Source organism: Methylobacterium sp. 190mf, assembly GCF_900107945.1.
Classification (GTDB): Bacteria; Pseudomonadota; Alphaproteobacteria; order Rhizobiales; family Beijerinckiaceae; genus Methylobacterium.
Map to the genome: position 1 here is coordinate 82,823 of NZ_FNVI01000007.1, position 17,467 is coordinate 100,289.

Here is a 17,467-nt window from a genome sequence, read left to right on the forward strand (position 1 = left end):
AGCCCCTCGACAGGCCCCTCGACAGGCCCCGCGCCGCGCGTAGAGTGCGGCGATGTCGAGCTTCGCCGTCCCGCGCCTCCTCCTCGCCGCCTGCGCGGCCCTGCCCCTCCTGGCGGAGGCCGCCCGGGCCGACAGCTGCGACGACCTCACCCGCCAGATCGCCGACGCGATCGGCGGCCGGGTCGGCAAGCGCGCCGGCCCCAGCATCGACATCCGCGTGGCCGGCCCGATCAAGTTCGACGTGACCTGCCGGGCCGAGCCGATCGTGCAGGCGACCTCCGCCGAGCCGAGCCCCTCGGCGACCTTCTTCCGCGACCTGTCGGTGGCCTCCGAGATCCTCATCGGCCAACCGGCCGCGACCGTCGAGCCGATCATCGCCACCGCCTACCGGACCGCGCTGGCGGAGCGGCGCAAGTCGTTCATCCAGCAGAACGGCTGGTCGGCGTCCTGCTACACCGACCCGGGCAGCAGCACGATGCGCACCCTGTGCTCGGTGGGGCGTATCCCGCCGGGCTGAGGCGGACCTGAGCCGGCAGGATGCGTGGCCTGGGCCCGCTCAGTACTCGATCACGCCGTCGAGCGCGTAGTGCTTCACGGTCTTCCGGTTGGCGATCAGCTCGTCGACCGTGGGCTCGCCCTTGAGGGCGCGGGCGATGGCGAGTTTCGTGGCCTCGTAGTTGGTCCGGTAGAGGTCCTTCTGGTCGAGGTTGTCGTCCTCGGCGCAGCGCTGATCGAGCCAGATCATGATGATCATGCACAGCTCGTCGAGCCCGTCCTTCGGCAGGATGCCCTCGATGATGCAGTCCACGATCGCGTCGCCGGTGGCGGCCTGGACCACGCCGCCGAGGAGCTCGGCATACTCGGCCGTGTGGATCGTGACCTTGGTGGTCATCATCGTGGCCGGGCGCACGAGCTGGTTGAGGTCGCGCACCACGAACATCCGCGTGTGGCCCTGGACCTGCCCCATCATCGACGCGAAGGCCTGACCGACCGGGCCGCGCACCGAGCCGATCAGCACCTCCGGCATGGCGTCGGTGTACTGGCCCTCGGCCGCCAGCACCGTGGCCTCGCCCGTGCGGAACCAGATCTCTTGCATGTTCGAACTCCACCTGATCGGAGCCCGCGGGAGACATCATCGGCGGCCTCGCGTCAATCGCCCCGAAGCCGGCTCCCATCCCGGCCGCCCCTGCCCTCGCCCGCGCTGCGGCGCGGGCGCGGACCCGTGCCGCCCCGCGTCGCCGCGATGCGGCCGCCGGCATCCGCGACGGCGCGCATCTCCACCCCTGCGCGGCCTGTGGCCTTGAGGAACGCGGACAGGCGAGGCAGGGAAGATCGGAGCGCGGCTCCGGGAGCGGTCCCGGGCCTGGCCGTTCCGGTGGGCGCGCGGCGCCGTGCCGGGCATGCGGGAGGAACACGATGGCGGAGAGCACGGACCGGGGCTCCGGCTGGAGCCTTCAGGCGAGCGCCGTGCCCGACGGGGTGCGCCTGGAACTCGCCCTCGCCGACCTCGGCGGTGCGCCGGTCACCGCCGCGATCGTGCTCGACCGGACGGAGGCCCGGGCCTTCGCCCGCGCCCTGCTGGCCGCCGCCGGCGACGCCGCGGAGCGGACCTTCCCGAAGCCGGGCGCCTGAGGACGCGCCGCCGGCCGGTCAGCGCACGCCGAGGCCCGGATTGCGGCCCGGCAGGCGGGGGACCACGGTGCCGCGCTTCTCGATCGGCGCGTCGCAGGCGTAGGCGAACTCGGTCTTCAGCGGATCGAACACGGTCTCGCCGGTGATCCGGCAATCCTCGCGCACGGTCTCGTCGAGATAGGCCCGGGCGGCGGTGCGGAAGCGCTTCACCCGGGTGGCGCCCGGCTCCGGATCGATCCGGACCTCGCTCAGGTTGCAGCCGGTATACTCGCGCAGGGCGTTGGACACGATCAGCATCCGGCGCAGCTGCCGGTTGTCGTAGACCTCGTAGGGCTCCTTGCAGCCGATCGTGACGACCTGGGGAGTGAGCGCCACGTAGTTCCGCGAGATGTAGGAGAATCCGGTGGTGCAGCCGGCGAGGCCGAGGGCGGCGAGGCCGAGGGGCAGCAGAGCTGCGGGTCGTCGCATCCTCGTCATTCCAAGAGGGTCCCAGCCCGCACCCCGGATCCGCCGCCTTCCCGGCGGGGCGCCGCGATGCATTGAAACGGCTCCGCTTGCGCCGTCAATGCGTTTCTCGACCTTCTCCCGCGGGCGCGCCCGCGGCGCGCCGAGCCGAGCGGTGCCGCTCTTGCGGAACACTTGCGGAACGTTTAACCTGTTCGTGATTTGTTTCGGAGACCGTCACGTGGCGGTCCGCCAAGCCGCGAGTCCCCCGTCGATGCTCACGCGCAAGCAGCTGGACCTCCTGCGATTCATCCAGAGCCGGATGCAGGAATGCGGTGTCCCGCCGTCGTTCGACGAGATGAAGGATGCCCTCGATCTCAAGTCGAAATCCGGCATCCACCGGCTGATCACGGCGCTCGAGGAGCGCGGCTTCCTCCGGCGCCTTCCGAATCGGGCGCGCGCCATCGAGGTGATCCGGATCCCCGAGAGCCTGACCCAGGCCGCTCCGGCGACTCAGGCCCCCGCCGAGCCGCGCCGCTTCACGCCGAGCGTGGTCGAGGGCGGTAAGTCCAAGCAGCCGCTGGCCCCGGCGAGCACGCGGATGATCGACGAGTCCGGCCGCGCCATCTCGATCCCGGTCATGGGCCGGATCGCGGCCGGTACCCCCGTCTCGGCGATCCAGAACCAGAGCCACGCCATCACCCTGTCGCCGGACTTCGTGGCCGGCGGCGAGCACTACGCCCTCGAGGTGCGCGGCGACTCGATGGTCGAGGCGGGCATCCTGGACGGCGACCTCGTGGTCATCCGCAAGCAGGAGACGGCCAATACCGGCGACATCATCGTGGCGCTGATCGACGACGAGGAGGCGACGCTCAAGCGCCTGCGCCGCCGCGGCTCGTCGATCGCCCTCGAGGCCGCCAACCCGGCCTACGAGACCCGCGTGCTCGGGCCCGACCGGGTCCGGATCCAGGGCCGCCTTGTGAGCCTCGTCCGCCGCTACTGAAGCGGCTCGGCCGGCGCGTCGCCGGGGGCGAGGTCTCCGCCCGGCGCGGCGTCGGCCTCCGGCGTCGCGGCGACCCCGTCCTCCGCGGGGCGGTCGCCCGGCTCCGCGGTGACCGGCCGCGGCGGTCCCGGCCCGCGCCCGGCGGCCGGCCGCCAGGGCACGGCGCGGCCGTCGTCCCGGGCGTAGCGCGCGGCGAAGCCGTCGCCGTCGGTCCGGAGGGCCACGGCCCCGCGGGCGGCGAGGACGCGCCGGTCGATCACCAGCGGCCCCGTGCAGGTCGGCGGCGCCGCGAGGCCCGTGATCAGCACCGCGGCGCGGGCGCAATCCTCCGGGAAGGCCCGCCGGTCCCGGACCAGGGCGACCGCCCGCCCGTCCGGCAGCCGGGCGGTGCAGCCGAGCCGGTCGCAGCGCCCGCTGCCGGACCGGACGATCAGCCCCGCGGACCGCCGCCCGTCGCCGTCCGCCTTCAGCCACTGCTCGAGGACGAAGCCCGAAGGGCTGCCGAGGGCCGCGAGCCGCCCGTCCGGGCCCCTCACCGCGGCCCCCGCGCCCTGCCGGTCGACGTAGAGGTCGTAGTGGTTGGGCCGGGCCGCGAGGACGAGCCCGAGCAGGACCGGCGGCACGGCGAGCCAGCGCAGGCGCGAGGCCGGCAGCGTCCCCAGCAGCAGGCCGGCGGTCAGCAGGGCGAGCGCCCCGGCGCCGAAGGCCGGCAGCACCAGGACCGCCCGCTCGAACCCGGCGATCCAGTCCGAGATCGCCAGCATCCCGGCCACCGCCTGCCCCATCAGCCACCAGACCGGCCGGTCGAGGGCGAAGGGATAGGCGAGGCAGCCGATTACCGCGGCCGGCATCACCACCAGGGAGACGAGCGGCAGGGTCAGGGCGTTGCCGACGAGGCCGAAGGGCTGGACCGTCTGGAAGTGGTAGGTGGCGAAGGGGGCCGTCGCGACCTGCGCCACCAGGGTCGTGGCCAGGGTCCCGGTGATCGCCGACAGGCCGGTCCCGACGAGCCGCCCGATCCGCCCGGCCCCCGGGCGCACGAGCAGCCGCCCGTCGATCAGCCGCGCGCAGGCGATCAGCCCGGCCACGGCGCCGAAGGACATCTGGAAGCTCGGGCCGAGCAGGCCCTCCGGCTCCCGGGCGAGCGCGATCAGCGCCGCGAGGGCGAGGTTGCGCATCGACAGGGCCGGCCGGTCCACCAGGATCGCGCCGAGCATGATCAGGGTCATGATCAGCGAGCGCTCGGCCGCGATGTCCCAGCCCGAGAAGGCGCAGTAGGCGGTGACGCCGACCATGGCGAAGCCGGCCGCGATCTTCTTGATCGGCCAGAGCAGCGCGCAGAGCGGCACCGCGGCGAGGAGCGCCCGCACCAGCCAGAACACCACGCCGGCGGCCAGCACCATGTGGAGGCCCGAGATCGACACCACGTGGTAGATGCCGGCGGCGCGGAGCGCGTCGTTGGTGGCCGGCCCGATGAGGCCGCGCTTGCCCGTCACCAGGGCCGCCGCCACCGCACCCGCCTGGCCGCCGGCGGCCTCCGCGATCCGGCGCGTGAGCCCGTTGCGCGCCGCGTCGAGCGCAGCGGCGAGCCGCAGGCCCAGCGGCGGCGGCCCGGACGGTTCCCGGACGGTGACGGTGCCGATCAGCGAGCCCACCGCGCCGATCCCCTGGAAATAGGCGTCCCGGGCGAAGTCGTAGCCGCCGGGCCGGGCCGCCTCCGGGGGCGGAAGCAGCCGGGCCGTGGCGGCGACGCCGTCCCCGGGACGCGGGATCGGCGTCTTCCGGAACGAGACCCGGACCCGGGCGGGCCGCGCCTCCGGCGCGAGGCCGGCGAAGCTCTCCACCCGGATCACCAGCCGGGCGCCCACCTCGCGCTCGTCCAGGGCCTCGACCGTTCCGACGAGCGGGCCGATCGTGGTGCGGGTGAGGATCGGTGCGGCGACCTGCGAGACCCGCCAGGTCGCCGCCGCGAAGCCGAGGAACGCGGCCGCCACCGCGAGCGCCGCCGCCAGGGCCGCCGGCCGCGCGCCGAGGACGGGGACCGGCGCCAGCGCGAGGCCGGCCGCGATCAGGGGGGCGGCGAGGCTCGGCGCGCCGTCGGCCGCCGCGAAGTAGACCAGGATCCCGCCGCCGAAGGCCACCGCCAGCCAGGGGAACAGCCGGCGCTGCTCGGCCTCGCGGGCGAGGCCGGCGACGACCCAGTCGCGGAGCGCCGGGAGGGCGGCCGGGAGGGCGGCCAAGAGGGCGGCGGGAAGGGCTCGGGCGCGCGGGCCGATCAGCGCGACCGCGCCGTCCGCCCGCCTCGCGCCGATCCGCCGCATCGCCGCCGCCCCGCTCCGCGCGACCTGTCGTCGGGGCCGTGCGATTCTGCGGGCGATTCTTAACGCATCCGCCGGCCCGTGCTACAGCGGGTTCTTCGTGCTACGGGCGCCCTGTCGAGCCCCTCGCCGCTCCGCCGCCCCTTCGCCGTCCGTCGCGCCCCGTCCGCGACCAGCCCCGGAACATACCGGACCGATGTCCTCAGCCGTCGTCACGCGCTTCGCCCCCTCGCCCACGGGTTACCTGCATATCGGCGGGGCCCGCACGGCCTTGTTCAACTGGCTCTACGCCCGCCACACCGGCGGCACGATGCTGCTGCGCATCGAGGACACCGACCGCGAGCGCTCCACCAAGGGGGCGATCGACGCGATCCTCGACGGCCTCTCCTGGCTCGGCCTCGACTGGGACGGCGACGTGGTCTTCCAGTTCGCCCGCGCCGAGCGCCACCGCGCGGTCGCCGAGGAGCTGCTGGCCGCGGGCCGCGCCTATCACTGCTACGCCACCGCCGAGGAGCTCACGCAGATGCGCGAGACCGCCCGCGCGGAGGGGCGCGCTCCGCGCTACGACGGCCGCTGGCGCGACCGCGACCCGTCCGAGGCCCCCGCCGGGGTCAAGCCGGTGATCCGCCTGCGCGCGCCGACCGAGGGCGAGACCGTGGTCGAGGACGCCGTCCAGGGCCGCGTGACCTGGGCCAACAAGGACCTCGACGACCTCGTCCTGCTGCGCTCGGACGGGACGCCGACCTACATGCTCGCCGTCGTGGTCGACGACCACGACATGGGCGTCACGCAGATCATCCGCGGCGACGACCACCTCACCAACGCGGCGCGCCAGAGCCAGATCTTCTCGGCCCTCGGATGGGACATCCCGAGGATGGCGCATATCCCGCTGATCCACGGAGCGGACGGGGCCAAGCTCTCGAAGCGCCACGGCGCGCTCGGCGTCGAGGCCTACCGCGATCTCGGCTACCTGCCGGCGGCCCTGCGCAACTACCTCGTGCGGCTCGGCTGGAGCCACGGCGACCAGGAGGTCTTCTCCACCGACGAGATGGTCGCGGCCTTCGACCTCGGCGCGGTCGGACGCTCCGCGGCGCGGTTCGACTTCGCCAAGCTCGCCAACCTCAACGGCCTCTACATCCGCACCAGCGCCGATTCCGACCTCGTCGCGGCGATCGAGACCATCCTGCCCAACGTCGGGCCGGAGCGCGGCTTGTCGGCGCCGCTGCGGCCCGACCTCAGGGACAAGCTCGTCCAGGCCATGCCGGGCCTGAAGGAGCGGGCCAAGACGCTGATCGAGCTCCTCGACAGCGCCTACTACCTCTACGCCCAGCGGCCCCTGGCGCTCGACGACAAGGCCCGCGCCCTGCTCTCCGACGAGGGGTGCGGCCGCCTCGCCGGGGTGCGGCCGGTGCTCGAGGCTGTGCCCGACTGGAGCGCGACCTCCACCGAGGGCGCGGTGCGGCAGTACGCGGAATCGGCCGGCTGCAAGCTCGGGCAGGTGGCCCAGCCCCTGCGCGCGGCGCTCACCGGCCGCACCACCTCCCCGCCCCTGTTCGACGTGATGGCGGTGCTCGGCCGGGAGGAAACCCTGGCGCGCCTCGGGGATCAGGCGCCGCAGGGCTGAGGCCGGGCTGAGGGCAGGGACGAGGCGGGGACGAGGCGGCGCTGGGACCGCCGCGCGCGGACCGGGAGCGGACAGGGAACTGCCGGCCCCGACCCGGATTGCGTTGGGTGGAAATCGGTTGGCGGAATTCGCTTGGCGACGGGGGCGGGTTGTCACCGACCCCGTTGCTGCTGCACTGCCGTTTGGGTAACCCATGGCTGTGAGCACCCGCAGCATAATGCGTGTGCTCAGGCCCCCGGGACCGACTCGGGCAGCCCGAGGCCGGCATCCGCCACGTCGCCAGAGAAGGGTCCACGATCCATGAGCGCACCCAGCACCATCACCGTGGACGGCAAGTCGATCGAACTGCCGGTGAAAACCGGCACGATCGGGCCGGACGTGATCGATATCGGCAAGCTCTACGCCCAGACCGGCGCCTTCACCTTCGACCCGGGCTTCACCTCGACGGCCTCGTGCGAGTCGAAGATCACCTACATCGACGGTGACGAGGGCGTGCTGCTCTACCGCGGCTACCCGATCGAGCAGCTCGCCGAGAAGGGCGACTTCCTCGAGACCTGCTACCTGATGCTGTTCGGCGCCCTGCCGACCGCCGCCCAGCGGGCCGATTTCGAGTACCGGGTCACGCGCCACACCATGGTGCACGACCAGATGAACCGGTTCTTCACCGGCTTCCGCCGCGACGCGCACCCGATGGCCGTCATGGTCGCCTCGGTGGGCGCCCTCTCGGCCTTCTACCACGATTCCACCGACATCACGGACGAGAGCCAGCGGCTGATCGCGTCGATCCGCATGATCGCCAAGATGCCGACGCTCGCCGCGATGGCCTACAAGTACTCGATCGGCCAGCCGTTCGTGTACCCGAAGAACGATCTCGACTACACGTCGAACTTCCTGCGCATGTGCTACGCGGTGCCGTGCGAGGAGTACGAGGTGAACCCGGTCTTCGCCCGGGCGCTCGACAAGATCTTCATCCTGCACGCCGACCACGAGCAGAACGCCTCGACCTCGACGGTGCGGCTCGCCGGCTCCTCGGGCGCCAATCCCTTCGCCTGCATCGCGGCCGGCATCGCCTGCCTGTGGGGCCCGGCCCATGGCGGCGCCAACGAGGCGGCCCTCAAGATGCTGATGGAGATCGGCACCCCCGAGAATGTCAGCAAGTACGTCGCCAAGGCCAAGGACAAGAACGACCCGTTCCGCCTGATGGGCTTCGGCCACCGCGTCTACAAGAACTACGACCCGCGCGCGCGGATCATGCAGAACACCACGCACCAGGTGCTCAAGGAGCTCGGCAAGACCGACGACCCGCTGCTCCACGTCGCCATGGAGCTGGAGCAGATCGCGCTCAAGGACGAGTACTTCATCGAGAAGAAGCTCTACCCGAACATCGACTTCTACTCGGGCATCACCCTCAAGGCGATGGGCTTCCCCACCGACATGTTCACCGTGCTGTTCGCGGTGGCCCGCACCGTCGGCTGGATCGCCCAGTGGGCCGAGATGATCGAGGACCCGTCGCAGAAGATCGGCCGTCCGCGCCAGCTCTACGTCGGTCCGGCCCAGCGCGACTACGTGGCCGTGGACCAGCGCGGCTGAGGCGGGACCACCTGCCCCGGGAAGCGTCGAGCGGGGCGGCCGAGAGGCCGCCCTTCGCGTTCGCGGAGGTGATCGAACGCCGCCTGCCCGTCCGGCCGCCCTACGACTGGCCGGCGATCCGCGCGTTCCTCGCCAAGCGGGCGATCCCGGGCGTCGAGACGACGGATCCCGCGGCTTCCTACGCGCGCACGATCAGCGTCGCGGGGCGGCACGGGCTCCTGACGGTGGCACCGGGCGCGGATTGCCTGCACGTCGCGCTGCGCGGCGTCGAGGCCGGGCACGAAGAGGCCGTCGCGGGACGCCTGCGCCGCCTGTTCGACTGCGACGCCGATCCGGCCGCCGTCGCGGCCTGCCTCGGCGGGGACCCCGTCCTGGCCCCGCTCGTCGCGGCGCGGCCGGGTCTGCGCCTGCCGGGGGCCTGGGACCCGTTCGAGACCGGCTGCCGGGCGATCCTCGGCCAGCAGGTCTCGGTGGCGGCCGCGATCGGGCTCGCGGGCAGGCTGGTGGCGGCGTTCGGGACGCCGCTGGCGGAGCCGGCAGGCGGTCTGACCCACGTGTTTCCCGCGCCGACCGATCTGGTCGAGGCGGACGTCGCCCTGGCGCTCAACATGCCGCGGGCCCGCGGCGCGGCGATCCGGGCGCTGGCCGCGGCGGCGCTGGCCGATCCGGACCTGTTCGCCCCGGCGGAGTCGCTCGAGGCCGCGGTGCTGCGCTTCACGGCGATCCGCGGGATCGGTCCCTGGACGGCGCAGTACATCGCCATGCGGGCGCTCAAGCTGCCGGACGCCCTGCCGGTGGGCGATGTCGGGCTGCTGCGGGCGCTGGAGGGGGCCACCGGGCGTCCCAGTCCTGCGGAGCTGCTGGCGCGGGCCGAGGCGTGGCGCCCGTTCCGGGCCTACGCGGCGCAGCACCTCTGGGCGGCGGACGAAGCGTCCGCGACGGGGCGATGAGGCGACCGAGAGGTTCATGTTCCGCATCGCCGATATCGGCTAAGCTTGCGGCCGGCCGGGGGGCTCAGGTTCGATGTCGGAAGCGGACAGCGAAGCGCGCGACACGCTTGTTGCGAACGAGCGGATCAAGTTCACGGCCACCTACGCCAACGGCCTCGCGGTCGCGATCTTCGCCGTCGGCGGTTTCGCGCCGTTCATCTCGACTGCCCTGTCGGATCGTCCGCACTTCGCGCCCGTGCTCATCGCCATGGTGGTTTGCTGGATCATGAGTGGCGCCATACATTGGGCTGTGAGGCGCGCATTGCGGAACCTTCGCCCATGACGACAGCTCAGCTTCTTCTCCTGCTCGCGGTTCCGATCGGCGGCGGCGTGCTAGCCTTCGGTGCGCTCTGGCTCGCCCAGCGGGCGCATTGAGGACTGGCCCTCCGCACCGCGGGAACCGTTCCAGACACTCCCAATCGCGCCCGCATCTCGAGGGGCGGCGGAGCCGCCTCGAAGGCGGGCTCCAGGGATTGCGCGGCTGACCGGAGGTCTCCCCCCGAGGCGACTCCTCTCCGGCATCTCAGGATGAGGTGGTGGGTCGGGAATCCTTCACCCTCCGCGGCTCCTCACCGTCCGAACCGCTCGAATTTCGGGAAGCTGCGCGCCATCATCAGCCCGACCTCGGCGCGGTGGCCGAGCCACTTCTCCAGCACCGACGCGTTCGCGAGCCGGCCCTCGGCCGAGCCGTCCTGCCAGGGCAGGCCGTCGGCGAGCTTGAACACGTGCGCGTCGAGCAGCGTCCCGCTGCGGCAGCGCTGCAGCCGGACCCCCTTGCCGCGGGCGAGCTCCGCCACCTCGGAGACCGGGAAGACCAGCAGCAGCTTCTCGGTGTTCACCACCGCCACGTGATCGCCGTCGGCCGGCACCAGCACGGCGGCCGTGGCGTCGCCGTCGAGGCCGAGCACGCTCTTGCCCTTGCGGGTGTTGGCCACGAGCGCGTCGGCGGGCGCCACGAAGCCGCGTCCGTCCGAGCCGGCGATCAGCAGCTTGGTCTCCGGCCGGTACGGCAGCGCCGCCACGATCTCGGTGCCGTCGTCGAGGTCGGCCATCAGCCGGACCGGGTCGCCGAAGCCGCGGCCGCCCGGCAGCTTCGAGGCCTCGAGCGTGAACACCTTGCCGTTGGTGGCGAGCAGCAGGATCTTCTGGGTCGTCTCGGTCGGGAAGGCGATCTTCAGGGTGTCGTCGCCCTTGAACGCGACGCCCGAGAGATCGGCGACGTGGCCCTTGAGCGCCCGGATCCAGCCCTTGGTCGAGACGATCACGGTGATCGGCTCGCGCTCGACCAGGGCCGCCGTGAAGTCGATGCCGCCGACATCCGGCGGGCTCGCCAGCGTCGTGCGGCGCTTGCCGAGCTTGGTCTCGGGCCCGAAGGTCTTCTTCACCGCGCGGATCTGCGCCTGGATCGCCTTCCACTGCGCCGGCTCGGAGGCGAGCAGGGCGTCGATCTCGGCCTTCTCGGCGGTCAGCGCCTCGAACTCGCGCTTCAGCTCCATCTCCTCCAGCTTGCGCAGGGAGCGCAGCCGGGTGTCGAGGATCGCGTTGGCCTGGAGCTCGGTCAGCTCGAACCGGGCCATGAGGGCGGCCTTCGGCTCGTCCTCCTCGCGGATGATCCGGATCACCTCGTCGAGGTCGAGGTAGACAATGAGCAGGCCGCCCAGGATCTCGAGGCGCCGGTCGATCTGGCCGAGGCGGTAGCGCGAGCGGCGCTGCAGGACCACGCGGCGGTGGTCGACCCACTCGCGCAGGCACTCGGCGAGCCCGATCACCTTCGGCACGAGGCCGCCGACCAGGACGTTGAGGTTGAGCGGGATGCGGGTCTCGAGTTCCGTGAGCCGGAACAGCGATTCCATCAGGATCACCGGGTCGACCGTGCGCGAGCGCGGCTCCAGCACCACGCGCACGTCCTCGGCCGACTCGTCGCGCACGTCAGCCAGCAGCGGCAGCTTCTTCTCCTGCAGCAGCTCGGCCATCTTCTCGATCAGCCGGCCCTTCGGGATGCCGTAGGGAATCTCGGTGACGACGATGTTCCAGGTGCCGCGGCCGAGATCCTCCTTGGCCCAGCGGGCGCGGACCCGGAAGGCGCCCCGCCCGGTCCGGTAGGCCTCGGCGATCGACTCGGCCGAGTCGACGAGGATGCCGCCGGTCGGGAAGTCCGGCCCCTGGACGAACTTGGCGAGCTGCCCCGAGGTCGCCTCGGGATGGTTGATCAGGTAGAGCGCCGCGTCGCATAGCTCGGCGGCGTTGTGCGGCGGGATCGAGGTCGCCATGCCGACCGCGATGCCCTGGCTGCCGTTGGCGAGCAGGTTCGGGAAGGCCGCCGGCAGGACGATCGGCTCCTCCTTCTCGCCGTTGTAGGACGGGCGGAAGTCGACCGTGTCCTCGTCGATCCCGTCCAGCAGGAGGCGCGCGACCTCGGTGAGCCGCGCCTCGGTGTAGCGGTAGGCCGCGGGACCGTCGCCGTCGATGTTGCCGAAATTGCCCTGGCCGTCGACCAGGGGGTAGCGCTGGGCGAAGTCCTGGCTGAGCCGCACCAGGGCGTCGTAGATCGCCTGGTCGCCGTGGGGATGGAAGTCGCCCATCACGTCGCCGACGATCTTGGCGCACTTCTTGTGCGCGGTGGTCGGGTCGAGGCGCAGCAGCCGCATCCCGTACAGGATGCGCCGATGCACGGGCTTCAACCCGTCGCGGGCATCCGGAAGGGCCCGGTGCATGATCGTGGAGAGCGCGTAGGCGAGGTAGCGCTCCTCCAGCGCGGATTTCAGCTCGACGCTCTCGATCCCGTCGCCGGACGGCGGCTCGAAGGGCTGGCCCATGACGGCTCCTCACTACAACGTCTTCACCGCGCGCCGTCATTCCGGGGCCGCGCAGCGGGACCCGGAATCCAGAGCCGCCGACGTCCCGCGCGTGCGCGCGGACGGTGGTTCTGGATTCCGGGCGCGCCTTCGGCACCCGGAACGACGACGGGGCATTAAGAACAGAACACGAACATTACCCGGCCTCGCGGCCGAGCGCAACGAATCGCGCCCGCTCCTCGGGCGGCCCGAGGCCGCGGGGGCCCCAGACGTGCCGGTCGAGGAAGTACCCCGTCAAGGTAAACCCTTGGGCAACGCCGTCGGGACCCGGGGATCCGCCCGCGTGCAGGAAGGTCGGGAGCGCCAGCAGGCGGTCCCGGTAGGGCTCGCCCGCCGAGGCGCTGACCGCCCGGCCGCTCTTCGGCGACACGTAGGCCAGGGCGTCGTTGCCGCCGGTGGCCGCGCAGGCGGTGAGGTCGAGGCCGAAGCCGAGTTCCGACAGGATCGCCAGCTCGAACCGCACCATCAGGGGCGGGGCGATGGCGGGGTCGTCGAGGTGCTCGACCAGGATCCCCGCCGCCGCGTAGAGCGCCGGATGCGGGTCGCGCTCGGGGAGGAGCCGCAGAAGCGCGGCCATGTGGTTCATGCCGTAGAGGGCGAGGCTCGACCCGATCAGCCGCGAGACCTGCGAGTCCAGGGGCTCGACCGCGTAGGCGCCGAGACCCTCGTCGAGGCGCGCCCGCCACGTCACGCGGACCCGGTTCCCGGCCTGCAGCACGGGCTGCATCCGGCGCGAGCGCCCACCGTGCACGAGGCCGAGATGGCGCCCGTGGGCCTCGGTCATGGCCTCGAGGATGACGCCGGTCTCCCCGTGCCGGCGCAGGCCGAGCACCAGGGCGTCGTCGGTCCACTGCATCGAACGTCGCGTCTTCGTGTGAGGGATCGGGTGAGAGGCGCGCTCCGCGCCTGTCTCTCATATAGGGGGCCGCGGCCGCCGGCGCTGCCCCGCGCGGTCCCAGCCTCGGGCAACCTTGGCCGGATAGCGATGACCGATGCCGCTCCGCGCCGCCCTCGCCGCCCTCGCCGCCCTGCTGGTCCTCCTCGCCGCCGGCGCGCAGGCCGCGCCGCGCGCACCGAAGCCCGCCGCCGAGCCCGCCGCCGAGGCCGACCCCTCCCCGGCCCTCCTCCGGCGGATCGCCGCCCTGGCGCTGAGGCAGGTCGATTTCGGCGCGGTCTCGCTGCTGCCGGTGCGGTTCGCGGGCAGCCGGATCGCCGGGCCGATCGCCGAGGGCGGCCGGGTGATCTACTGCGTGTCGGGCCGGATGTACGGCCGGACCTTCGGCAAGCCCGAGCGCCCGAGGGTGGCGCTGCGCTACGACAACGACCGGCTCACGGTGCTCGACGACGACGAGGTCTGCACCGGACACCGCACCCGGCCCTTCCCCGAACTCGACGCGCTGGGCAACAAGCCGTGAGGCCCGGGCGTTGAGGGCCTATGCCCGCCGCGTCCGTCCGCACCCTCGACCTCAGCCTCGACCTGATCGCCCGCGCCCATTCCGTCCCGATCCCCGACGACCCGAGCGCGCTCGAGGTTCTGTCGGACGCCGAGTTGCGCCCGGGGCTCGACGCGATCGTCGCCGGGCGCGAGGGCAGCGACCTCTGGGTCTTCGCCTACGGCTCGCTGATGTGGAACCCGGAATTCCCGGTGGCCGAGCGCCGGATCGGGACGGTGCGCGGCTTCCACCGCCGCTTCTGCCTGCTCCAGCGGCGGTTCCGCGGCACGCCGGAACGGCCGGGCTTCGTCCTGGCGCTGGACCGCGGCGGCCTGTGCCGGGGCGTGGCCTTCCGCCTGCCCGGCATGGAGATCCGCGAGGCGCTGATGCCGGTCTGGCGCCGCGAGATGCGCGGCCGCGGCTACGTCGCCCGCTGGCTGCCGGTCGCCACCGAGGCCGGGACCGTCCCGGCCCTGACCTTCCTGGCGAACCGCGCCAGCGACCGCTACGCCGGACGCCTCTCGGATTCCGAGATCGCCGAGAAGATCGCCGCGGCCTGCGGCCACAAAGGGCCGAGCGCCGAGTACCTGTTCCGGACCGTGGAGGCCTGCGAGCGCCTCGGCATCCGCGACCGCCACCTCTGGAGCCTCCAGGCCCTCGTGGCCGCGCGCCTCAGGGCCTGCGCGCCCGGGGGGTGAGACCGTCTCCTGTCGAGCGCGTCGGTGCAGCCGTGCTCGCGAGGACGGTCGCGTCGACCGGGCAGCGGTTCAGATCCAGGCCCGCTTGGTCGCGACCACGAGGCGCCCGCCGCCGTGCTCCGCGTCCGGATTGCGCGGCTCCCGGATGCCGGGGGCGCGGCCGGTGGTGACGTAGACGAGGAGGGTGAGGACGAGCAGGATCTTCGTGCGCATGGCGACGCTCAAGGTTGAGCGTCGGTGCATAGGAACGATCGGTTTTTACCGAGTTGCTGCAGTGCACGCGGGCGCGCCGGCGGACGATTCCCTGCGGACGTGGTGAACGGAGGGTTGCGATGCGGCCGCGATCGTCTATGCCGCCGGCCCGTGATGTCCACAGGCGGAGGATGGGATGCGGCTCCGGATCGGCGTGGCCCTGGCGGTGGTCGTCATCGCCGCCGTTGCTCTGCTTGCCGGGCCGCTGAGCCGCGGCGACAGCCTGTCCGACATCCTGACCGGCCGGACCCCCCTGCTCGCCGGCAGCGCCCGGGCGCCCGGCGGCAGCGCGGACTTGAGCGGCACCGCGACCCTCGCGGCGGACCAGCGGCCGGCGACCCTGCACGTCGCCTGCGATCCGGGCGGCACCGGCCTGTCGGCGGCGCTGACCGTGCCGCGCTTCGCCGAACTGGCGCCGCGCTTCGATTTCGCGGGCCTCGAAGGGGCCGACAGCGAGAAGCCCCTGACCGGCCTCCTGGTCTCCAGCGCCGGCAGCGTGCGCTCCGTGCGCATGCCGGTCCGCGGCGCCGCGACCGGGGCCGATGCGGGCTTCACGCTGACGGTGGCGGGCGCGCGCCGCGGCGAGGATCCGCTGCGCGGGGTCGCCCTGGCCCTCGTCCAGCCCGGGACGAAGCTGACCTGGACGCAGGCGAGCCCGCGCGGCGAGGACCCGACCCTGACGGCCACGTTCACGGTGGCGGAGGCCGACGCCGCCGCGCTGAAGGGCGCCCTGAGCGGCTGCCTCGCGGCGCCGTTCTAGGGTCGCGATCGCGGCGGTCGGCCACCCCGGCCCGTTCGTCGCGGCCGCAGCGCACCGGAGCTGGTCAACCGGCGTGGCTGATCCCCTCGATGGCGCGGATGCGCGGCACGGCGAAATCGGTGAATGCGCGGACGACCGGGCGCATGTGGCGGACCGAAGGGTAGACCAGATAGGCGTCCGTCGACCGCACCTCGTACGCGGGCAGGACGCGGACGAGGTGGCCGGCCGCCAAGTCCTCGGCGACCAGCAGGTGCTGGACCGGGCCCATGTACCGTCCCGCGCGCAGTTCGGCCAACAGCACCTCCGCGCTGTTGGTCCGCAGGGCCGGGCGGACGGCGAGGCTCAGCGTCTCGCGCCCGTGCTGGAGTACGAGCGTGTTCCGGTCGTCCAGGGCCGACGTGGTCGTCACGAGGGCCCGGTCGGCGATCTGCCCGGGCGCGTCGATGCCGCCGGCCCGCGCCAAGTATGCCGGGGCGGCGACCAGGATGCGGCGCACCCAGCCGAGCCGCCGCGTCACGACGTCCTGCCCGTGGGGCCGGCCGTAGCGGAGCGCGAGGTCGTAATCCTCGTAGACGAGGTCGATCAGCCGGTTGTCCAGCACGAGATCGACCGTGACCCGCGGATTCTCGGCCTGGAACGCCGCCACGATCCGGTGCAGATGGGCCGCCCCGATGCAGGCGGGCGCGTGCAGCCGCAGCCGGCCTTCGATGCGGCCAGCCTCGGTGCGGGCATCTTCCAGGGCGGCGTCGATCGTGGCGAGCGCGGGCTGACAGGCCGCGTAGAGCCGCTGGCCCTGCTGGGTCGGACGCACCAGCCGCGCGGACCGTTCGAGGAGCCGCGCGCCGACCTGGGCCTCCAGATTGCGCAGATGCTTGCTGATCGCCGGCTGCGACACCGCGAGGTCGCGCGCGGCCGCGGTCATCGAGCCGCGCTCGACGGTCCGGAGGAACGCGCGCAGGGCCAGCGTCAGATCCATGGATGCCATCCGGTTATGGGTGCGATCACCCCATAGCCGATGGACGGGGCGGCCGCGTGGCGGTTCTGTGCGTCGTCGCCAGACCTTGGAGCGCAGCATCGATGTTTCCGACCCGCCGCAGCCTGCTCGCCGGCACGCCCCTGCTCGTCGCCGGCTGCGTCACCCGCGAGCCGCGCCCCGTCGCCGCGCTGCGCCCGCCCGTCGACCCGGCCTACACGGCCCTCTACGCCGCGCTCGACGGCGAGCCCTTCCCCGTGCCGGCGGTGGACCTGTCCGCGATAGACCCGCGCTTCCTGCGCCGGGAGGTGGCCTACGCCACGGCCGAGCCGCCGGGCACGATCGTGGTCGATCCTTCGGCGCGCTACGCCTACCTCGTGCGCGAGGGCGGGCGCGCCATCCGCTACGGCGTGGGCGTCGGTCGCGATGAGGCGTTCAACTTCCGAGGCGCGGCCGTCATCGCCCGCAAGGCCGAATGGCCGCGCTGGACGCCGACCCAGGCCATGATCAAGCGGGAGCCCGAGCGCTACGGGCCCTATGCCGGCGGCCTGCCCGGCGGGGCCGGCAATCCGCTCGGTCCGCGGGCGCTCTACCTCTATCGGGACGGAGGCGACACGCTCTACCGCCTGCACGGCACCACGGAGCCGCAGACCATCGGCACGATGGTGTCGTCGGGCTGCGTCCGGTTCCTGAACCAGGACATCATCGACCTGTACGCCCGCGTGCCGGTGGGGAGCCGGGCGGTGGTGCTGGCAGCCAGCGGGACGGCGGCGAGCTGAGGGCCTCGACGGGCACGCACCTACAATTCCCGGCGACAGAACTCACAAAAGCCCACCCGTCCTTGCGAGCGGAGCGAAGCAACCCCGTGTCGCGCGCCCTCATCGAGCGTGGCGCGT

At 72.9% G+C, this 17,467-nt stretch carries 18 protein-coding genes; 11 read left to right on the forward strand and 7 right to left on the reverse strand.

The features are described from left to right. Window positions 1–52 precede the first annotated feature (52 nt). Window positions 53–517 carry a hypothetical protein gene (locus C4T42_RS10140; RefSeq protein WP_020092274.1) on the forward strand — a complete coding sequence of 155 codons (465 nt, stop codon included), beginning with the start codon at window positions 53–55 and terminating at the stop codon, window positions 515–517. 39 nt (window positions 518–556) lie between these two features. On the opposite strand, the gene fae is transcribed toward C4T42_RS10140, so the two are convergent. Continuing rightward, window positions 557–1,096 (reverse strand): formaldehyde-activating enzyme, encoded by a 540-nt coding sequence (fae, locus tag C4T42_RS10145; protein WP_020092273.1) that lies wholly within the window; start codon window positions 1,094–1,096, stop codon window positions 557–559. A gap of 320 nt (window positions 1,097–1,416) precedes the next feature. On the opposite strand from fae, the gene C4T42_RS10150 reads away from it, so the two are divergent. After that, a complete protein-coding gene (locus C4T42_RS10150; protein ID WP_020092272.1) occupies window positions 1,417–1,632 on the forward strand; it encodes a hypothetical protein in 216 nt (71 codons plus the stop codon). Window positions 1,633–1,650: 18 nt separating this feature from the next. Here C4T42_RS10150 and C4T42_RS10155 read toward each other — a convergent pair whose 3' ends face one another. After that, on the reverse strand, window positions 1,651–2,100 hold the full coding sequence (locus C4T42_RS10155) for a hypothetical protein (protein WP_026604787.1): 450 nt from the start codon (window positions 2,098–2,100) through the stop codon (window positions 1,651–1,653). Between the two features lie 250 nt (window positions 2,101–2,350). Between C4T42_RS10155 and lexA the strand changes: the two genes are divergently transcribed. After that, window positions 2,351–3,079, forward strand: a complete 729-nt coding sequence (gene lexA / locus C4T42_RS10160) for a transcriptional repressor LexA (protein WP_103985076.1) — start codon at window positions 2,351–2,353, stop codon at window positions 3,077–3,079. Here the strand turns inward: lexA and C4T42_RS10165 are convergent. Further along, window positions 3,073–5,400 carry a ComEC/Rec2 family competence protein gene (locus C4T42_RS10165; protein ID WP_020092269.1) on the reverse strand — a complete coding sequence of 776 codons (2,328 nt, stop codon included), beginning with the start codon at window positions 5,398–5,400 and terminating at the stop codon, window positions 3,073–3,075. The genes lexA and C4T42_RS10165 overlap by 7 nt on opposite strands. 193 nt (window positions 5,401–5,593) lie before the next feature. Here C4T42_RS10165 and gltX point away from each other — a divergent pair, with 193 nt between their 5' ends. From gltX to C4T42_RS10185, 4 genes are all read left to right on the forward strand, one after another. Then, on the forward strand, window positions 5,594–7,021 hold the full coding sequence (gene gltX / locus C4T42_RS10170; protein WP_020092268.1) for a glutamate--tRNA ligase: 1,428 nt from the start codon (window positions 5,594–5,596) through the stop codon (window positions 7,019–7,021). Between the two features lie 300 nt (window positions 7,022–7,321). Beyond that, window positions 7,322–8,611: a citrate synthase gene (gene gltA / locus C4T42_RS10175; RefSeq protein ID WP_020092267.1), complete on the forward strand. Its 1,290-nt coding sequence runs from the start codon at window positions 7,322–7,324 to the stop codon at window positions 8,609–8,611. 68 nt (window positions 8,612–8,679) lie between these two features. Further along, window positions 8,680–9,561: an AlkA N-terminal domain-containing protein gene (locus C4T42_RS10180; protein ID WP_020092266.1), complete on the forward strand. Its 882-nt coding sequence runs from the start codon at window positions 8,680–8,682 to the stop codon at window positions 9,559–9,561. A 73-nt stretch (window positions 9,562–9,634) separates the two neighbouring features. Beyond that, window positions 9,635–9,883, forward strand: coding sequence for a hypothetical protein (locus tag C4T42_RS10185; protein ID WP_020092265.1), 249 nt, complete (start codon window positions 9,635–9,637; stop codon window positions 9,881–9,883). A gap of 286 nt (window positions 9,884–10,169) precedes the next feature. Here C4T42_RS10185 and parC read toward each other — a convergent pair whose 3' ends face one another. Together parC and recO are read right to left on the reverse strand one after the other, a co-directional pair. Beyond that, window positions 10,170–12,416, reverse strand: coding sequence for a DNA topoisomerase IV subunit A (gene parC, locus C4T42_RS10190; RefSeq protein WP_020092263.1), 2,247 nt, complete (start codon window positions 12,414–12,416; stop codon window positions 10,170–10,172). A 175-nt stretch (window positions 12,417–12,591) separates the two neighbouring features. Next, complete coding sequence (gene recO, locus C4T42_RS10195) at window positions 12,592–13,311, reverse strand: DNA repair protein RecO (protein ID WP_020092262.1); 720 nt, start codon at window positions 13,309–13,311, stop codon at window positions 12,592–12,594. Between the two features lie 136 nt (window positions 13,312–13,447). On the opposite strand from recO, the gene C4T42_RS10200 reads away from it, so the two are divergent. Continuing rightward, the gene (locus tag C4T42_RS10200) at window positions 13,448–13,870 is read left to right on the forward strand and encodes a hypothetical protein (protein ID WP_103985077.1); all 423 of its coding nucleotides are present in this window, start codon (window positions 13,448–13,450) and stop codon (window positions 13,868–13,870) included. 20 nt (window positions 13,871–13,890) lie between these two features. Continuing rightward, window positions 13,891–14,586 (forward strand): gamma-glutamylcyclotransferase, encoded by a 696-nt coding sequence (locus C4T42_RS10205; protein ID WP_020092260.1) that lies wholly within the window; start codon window positions 13,891–13,893, stop codon window positions 14,584–14,586. 69 nt (window positions 14,587–14,655) lie between these two features. Here the strand turns inward: C4T42_RS10205 and C4T42_RS31915 are convergent, their stop codons facing one another. Then, window positions 14,656–14,799, reverse strand: coding sequence for a hypothetical protein (locus tag C4T42_RS31915; RefSeq protein WP_020092259.1), 144 nt, complete (start codon window positions 14,797–14,799; stop codon window positions 14,656–14,658). Window positions 14,800–14,974: 175 nt separating this feature from the next. On the opposite strand from C4T42_RS31915, the gene C4T42_RS10210 reads away from it, so the two are divergent. After that, window positions 14,975–15,598 carry a hypothetical protein gene (locus tag C4T42_RS10210; protein ID WP_020092258.1) on the forward strand — a complete coding sequence of 208 codons (624 nt, stop codon included), beginning with the start codon at window positions 14,975–14,977 and terminating at the stop codon, window positions 15,596–15,598. A 64-nt stretch (window positions 15,599–15,662) separates the two neighbouring features. Here C4T42_RS10210 and C4T42_RS10215 read toward each other — a convergent pair whose 3' ends face one another. Beyond that, window positions 15,663–16,574 (reverse strand): LysR family transcriptional regulator, encoded by a 912-nt coding sequence (locus C4T42_RS10215; protein WP_020092257.1) that lies wholly within the window; start codon window positions 16,572–16,574, stop codon window positions 15,663–15,665. 101 nt (window positions 16,575–16,675) lie between these two features. Here C4T42_RS10215 and C4T42_RS10220 point away from each other — a divergent pair, with 101 nt between their 5' ends. Beyond that, window positions 16,676–17,350, forward strand: coding sequence for a L,D-transpeptidase (locus tag C4T42_RS10220; protein ID WP_020092256.1), 675 nt, complete (start codon window positions 16,676–16,678; stop codon window positions 17,348–17,350). Window positions 17,351–17,467: the final 117 nt, after the last annotated feature.

What these genes read in the sequence shown, in the direction of transcription:
- C4T42_RS10210 (WP_020092258.1), top strand. Translation starts at nt 14,975, where the DNA reads ATGCGGCTCCGGATCGGCGTGGCCCTGGCGGTGGTCGTCATCGCCGCC.
- C4T42_RS10205 (WP_020092260.1), top strand. Translation starts at nt 13,891, where the DNA reads ATGCCCGCCGCGTCCGTCCGCACCCTCGACCTCAGCCTCGACCTGATC.
- C4T42_RS10165 (WP_020092269.1), bottom strand. Translation starts at nt 5,400, where the DNA reads ATGCGGCGGATCGGCGCGAGGCGGGCGGACGGCGCGGTCGCGCTGATC.
- parC (WP_020092263.1), bottom strand. Translation starts at nt 12,416, where the DNA reads ATGGGCCAGCCCTTCGAGCCGCCGTCCGGCGACGGGATCGAGAGCGTC.
- fae (WP_020092273.1), bottom strand. Translation starts at nt 1,096, where the DNA reads ATGCAAGAGATCTGGTTCCGCACGGGCGAGGCCACGGTGCTGGCGGCC.
- C4T42_RS31915 (WP_020092259.1), bottom strand. Translation starts at nt 14,799, where the DNA reads ATGCGCACGAAGATCCTGCTCGTCCTCACCCTCCTCGTCTACGTCACC.
- gltX (WP_020092268.1), top strand. Translation starts at nt 5,594, where the DNA reads ATGTCCTCAGCCGTCGTCACGCGCTTCGCCCCCTCGCCCACGGGTTAC.
- lexA (WP_103985076.1), top strand. Translation starts at nt 2,351, where the DNA reads ATGCTCACGCGCAAGCAGCTGGACCTCCTGCGATTCATCCAGAGCCGG.
- C4T42_RS10215 (WP_020092257.1), bottom strand. Translation starts at nt 16,574, where the DNA reads ATGGATCTGACGCTGGCCCTGCGCGCGTTCCTCCGGACCGTCGAGCGC.
- C4T42_RS10140 (WP_020092274.1), top strand. Translation starts at nt 53, where the DNA reads ATGTCGAGCTTCGCCGTCCCGCGCCTCCTCCTCGCCGCCTGCGCGGCC.
- recO (WP_020092262.1), bottom strand. Translation starts at nt 13,311, where the DNA reads ATGCAGTGGACCGACGACGCCCTGGTGCTCGGCCTGCGCCGGCACGGG.
- C4T42_RS10220 (WP_020092256.1), top strand. Translation starts at nt 16,676, where the DNA reads ATGTTTCCGACCCGCCGCAGCCTGCTCGCCGGCACGCCCCTGCTCGTC.
- C4T42_RS10150 (WP_020092272.1), top strand. Translation starts at nt 1,417, where the DNA reads ATGGCGGAGAGCACGGACCGGGGCTCCGGCTGGAGCCTTCAGGCGAGC.
- C4T42_RS10200 (WP_103985077.1), top strand. Translation starts at nt 13,448, where the DNA reads ATGCCGCTCCGCGCCGCCCTCGCCGCCCTCGCCGCCCTGCTGGTCCTC.
- C4T42_RS10185 (WP_020092265.1), top strand. Translation starts at nt 9,635, where the DNA reads ATGTCGGAAGCGGACAGCGAAGCGCGCGACACGCTTGTTGCGAACGAG.
- C4T42_RS10155 (WP_026604787.1), bottom strand. Translation starts at nt 2,100, where the DNA reads ATGCGACGACCCGCAGCTCTGCTGCCCCTCGGCCTCGCCGCCCTCGGC.
- gltA (WP_020092267.1), top strand. Translation starts at nt 7,322, where the DNA reads ATGAGCGCACCCAGCACCATCACCGTGGACGGCAAGTCGATCGAACTG.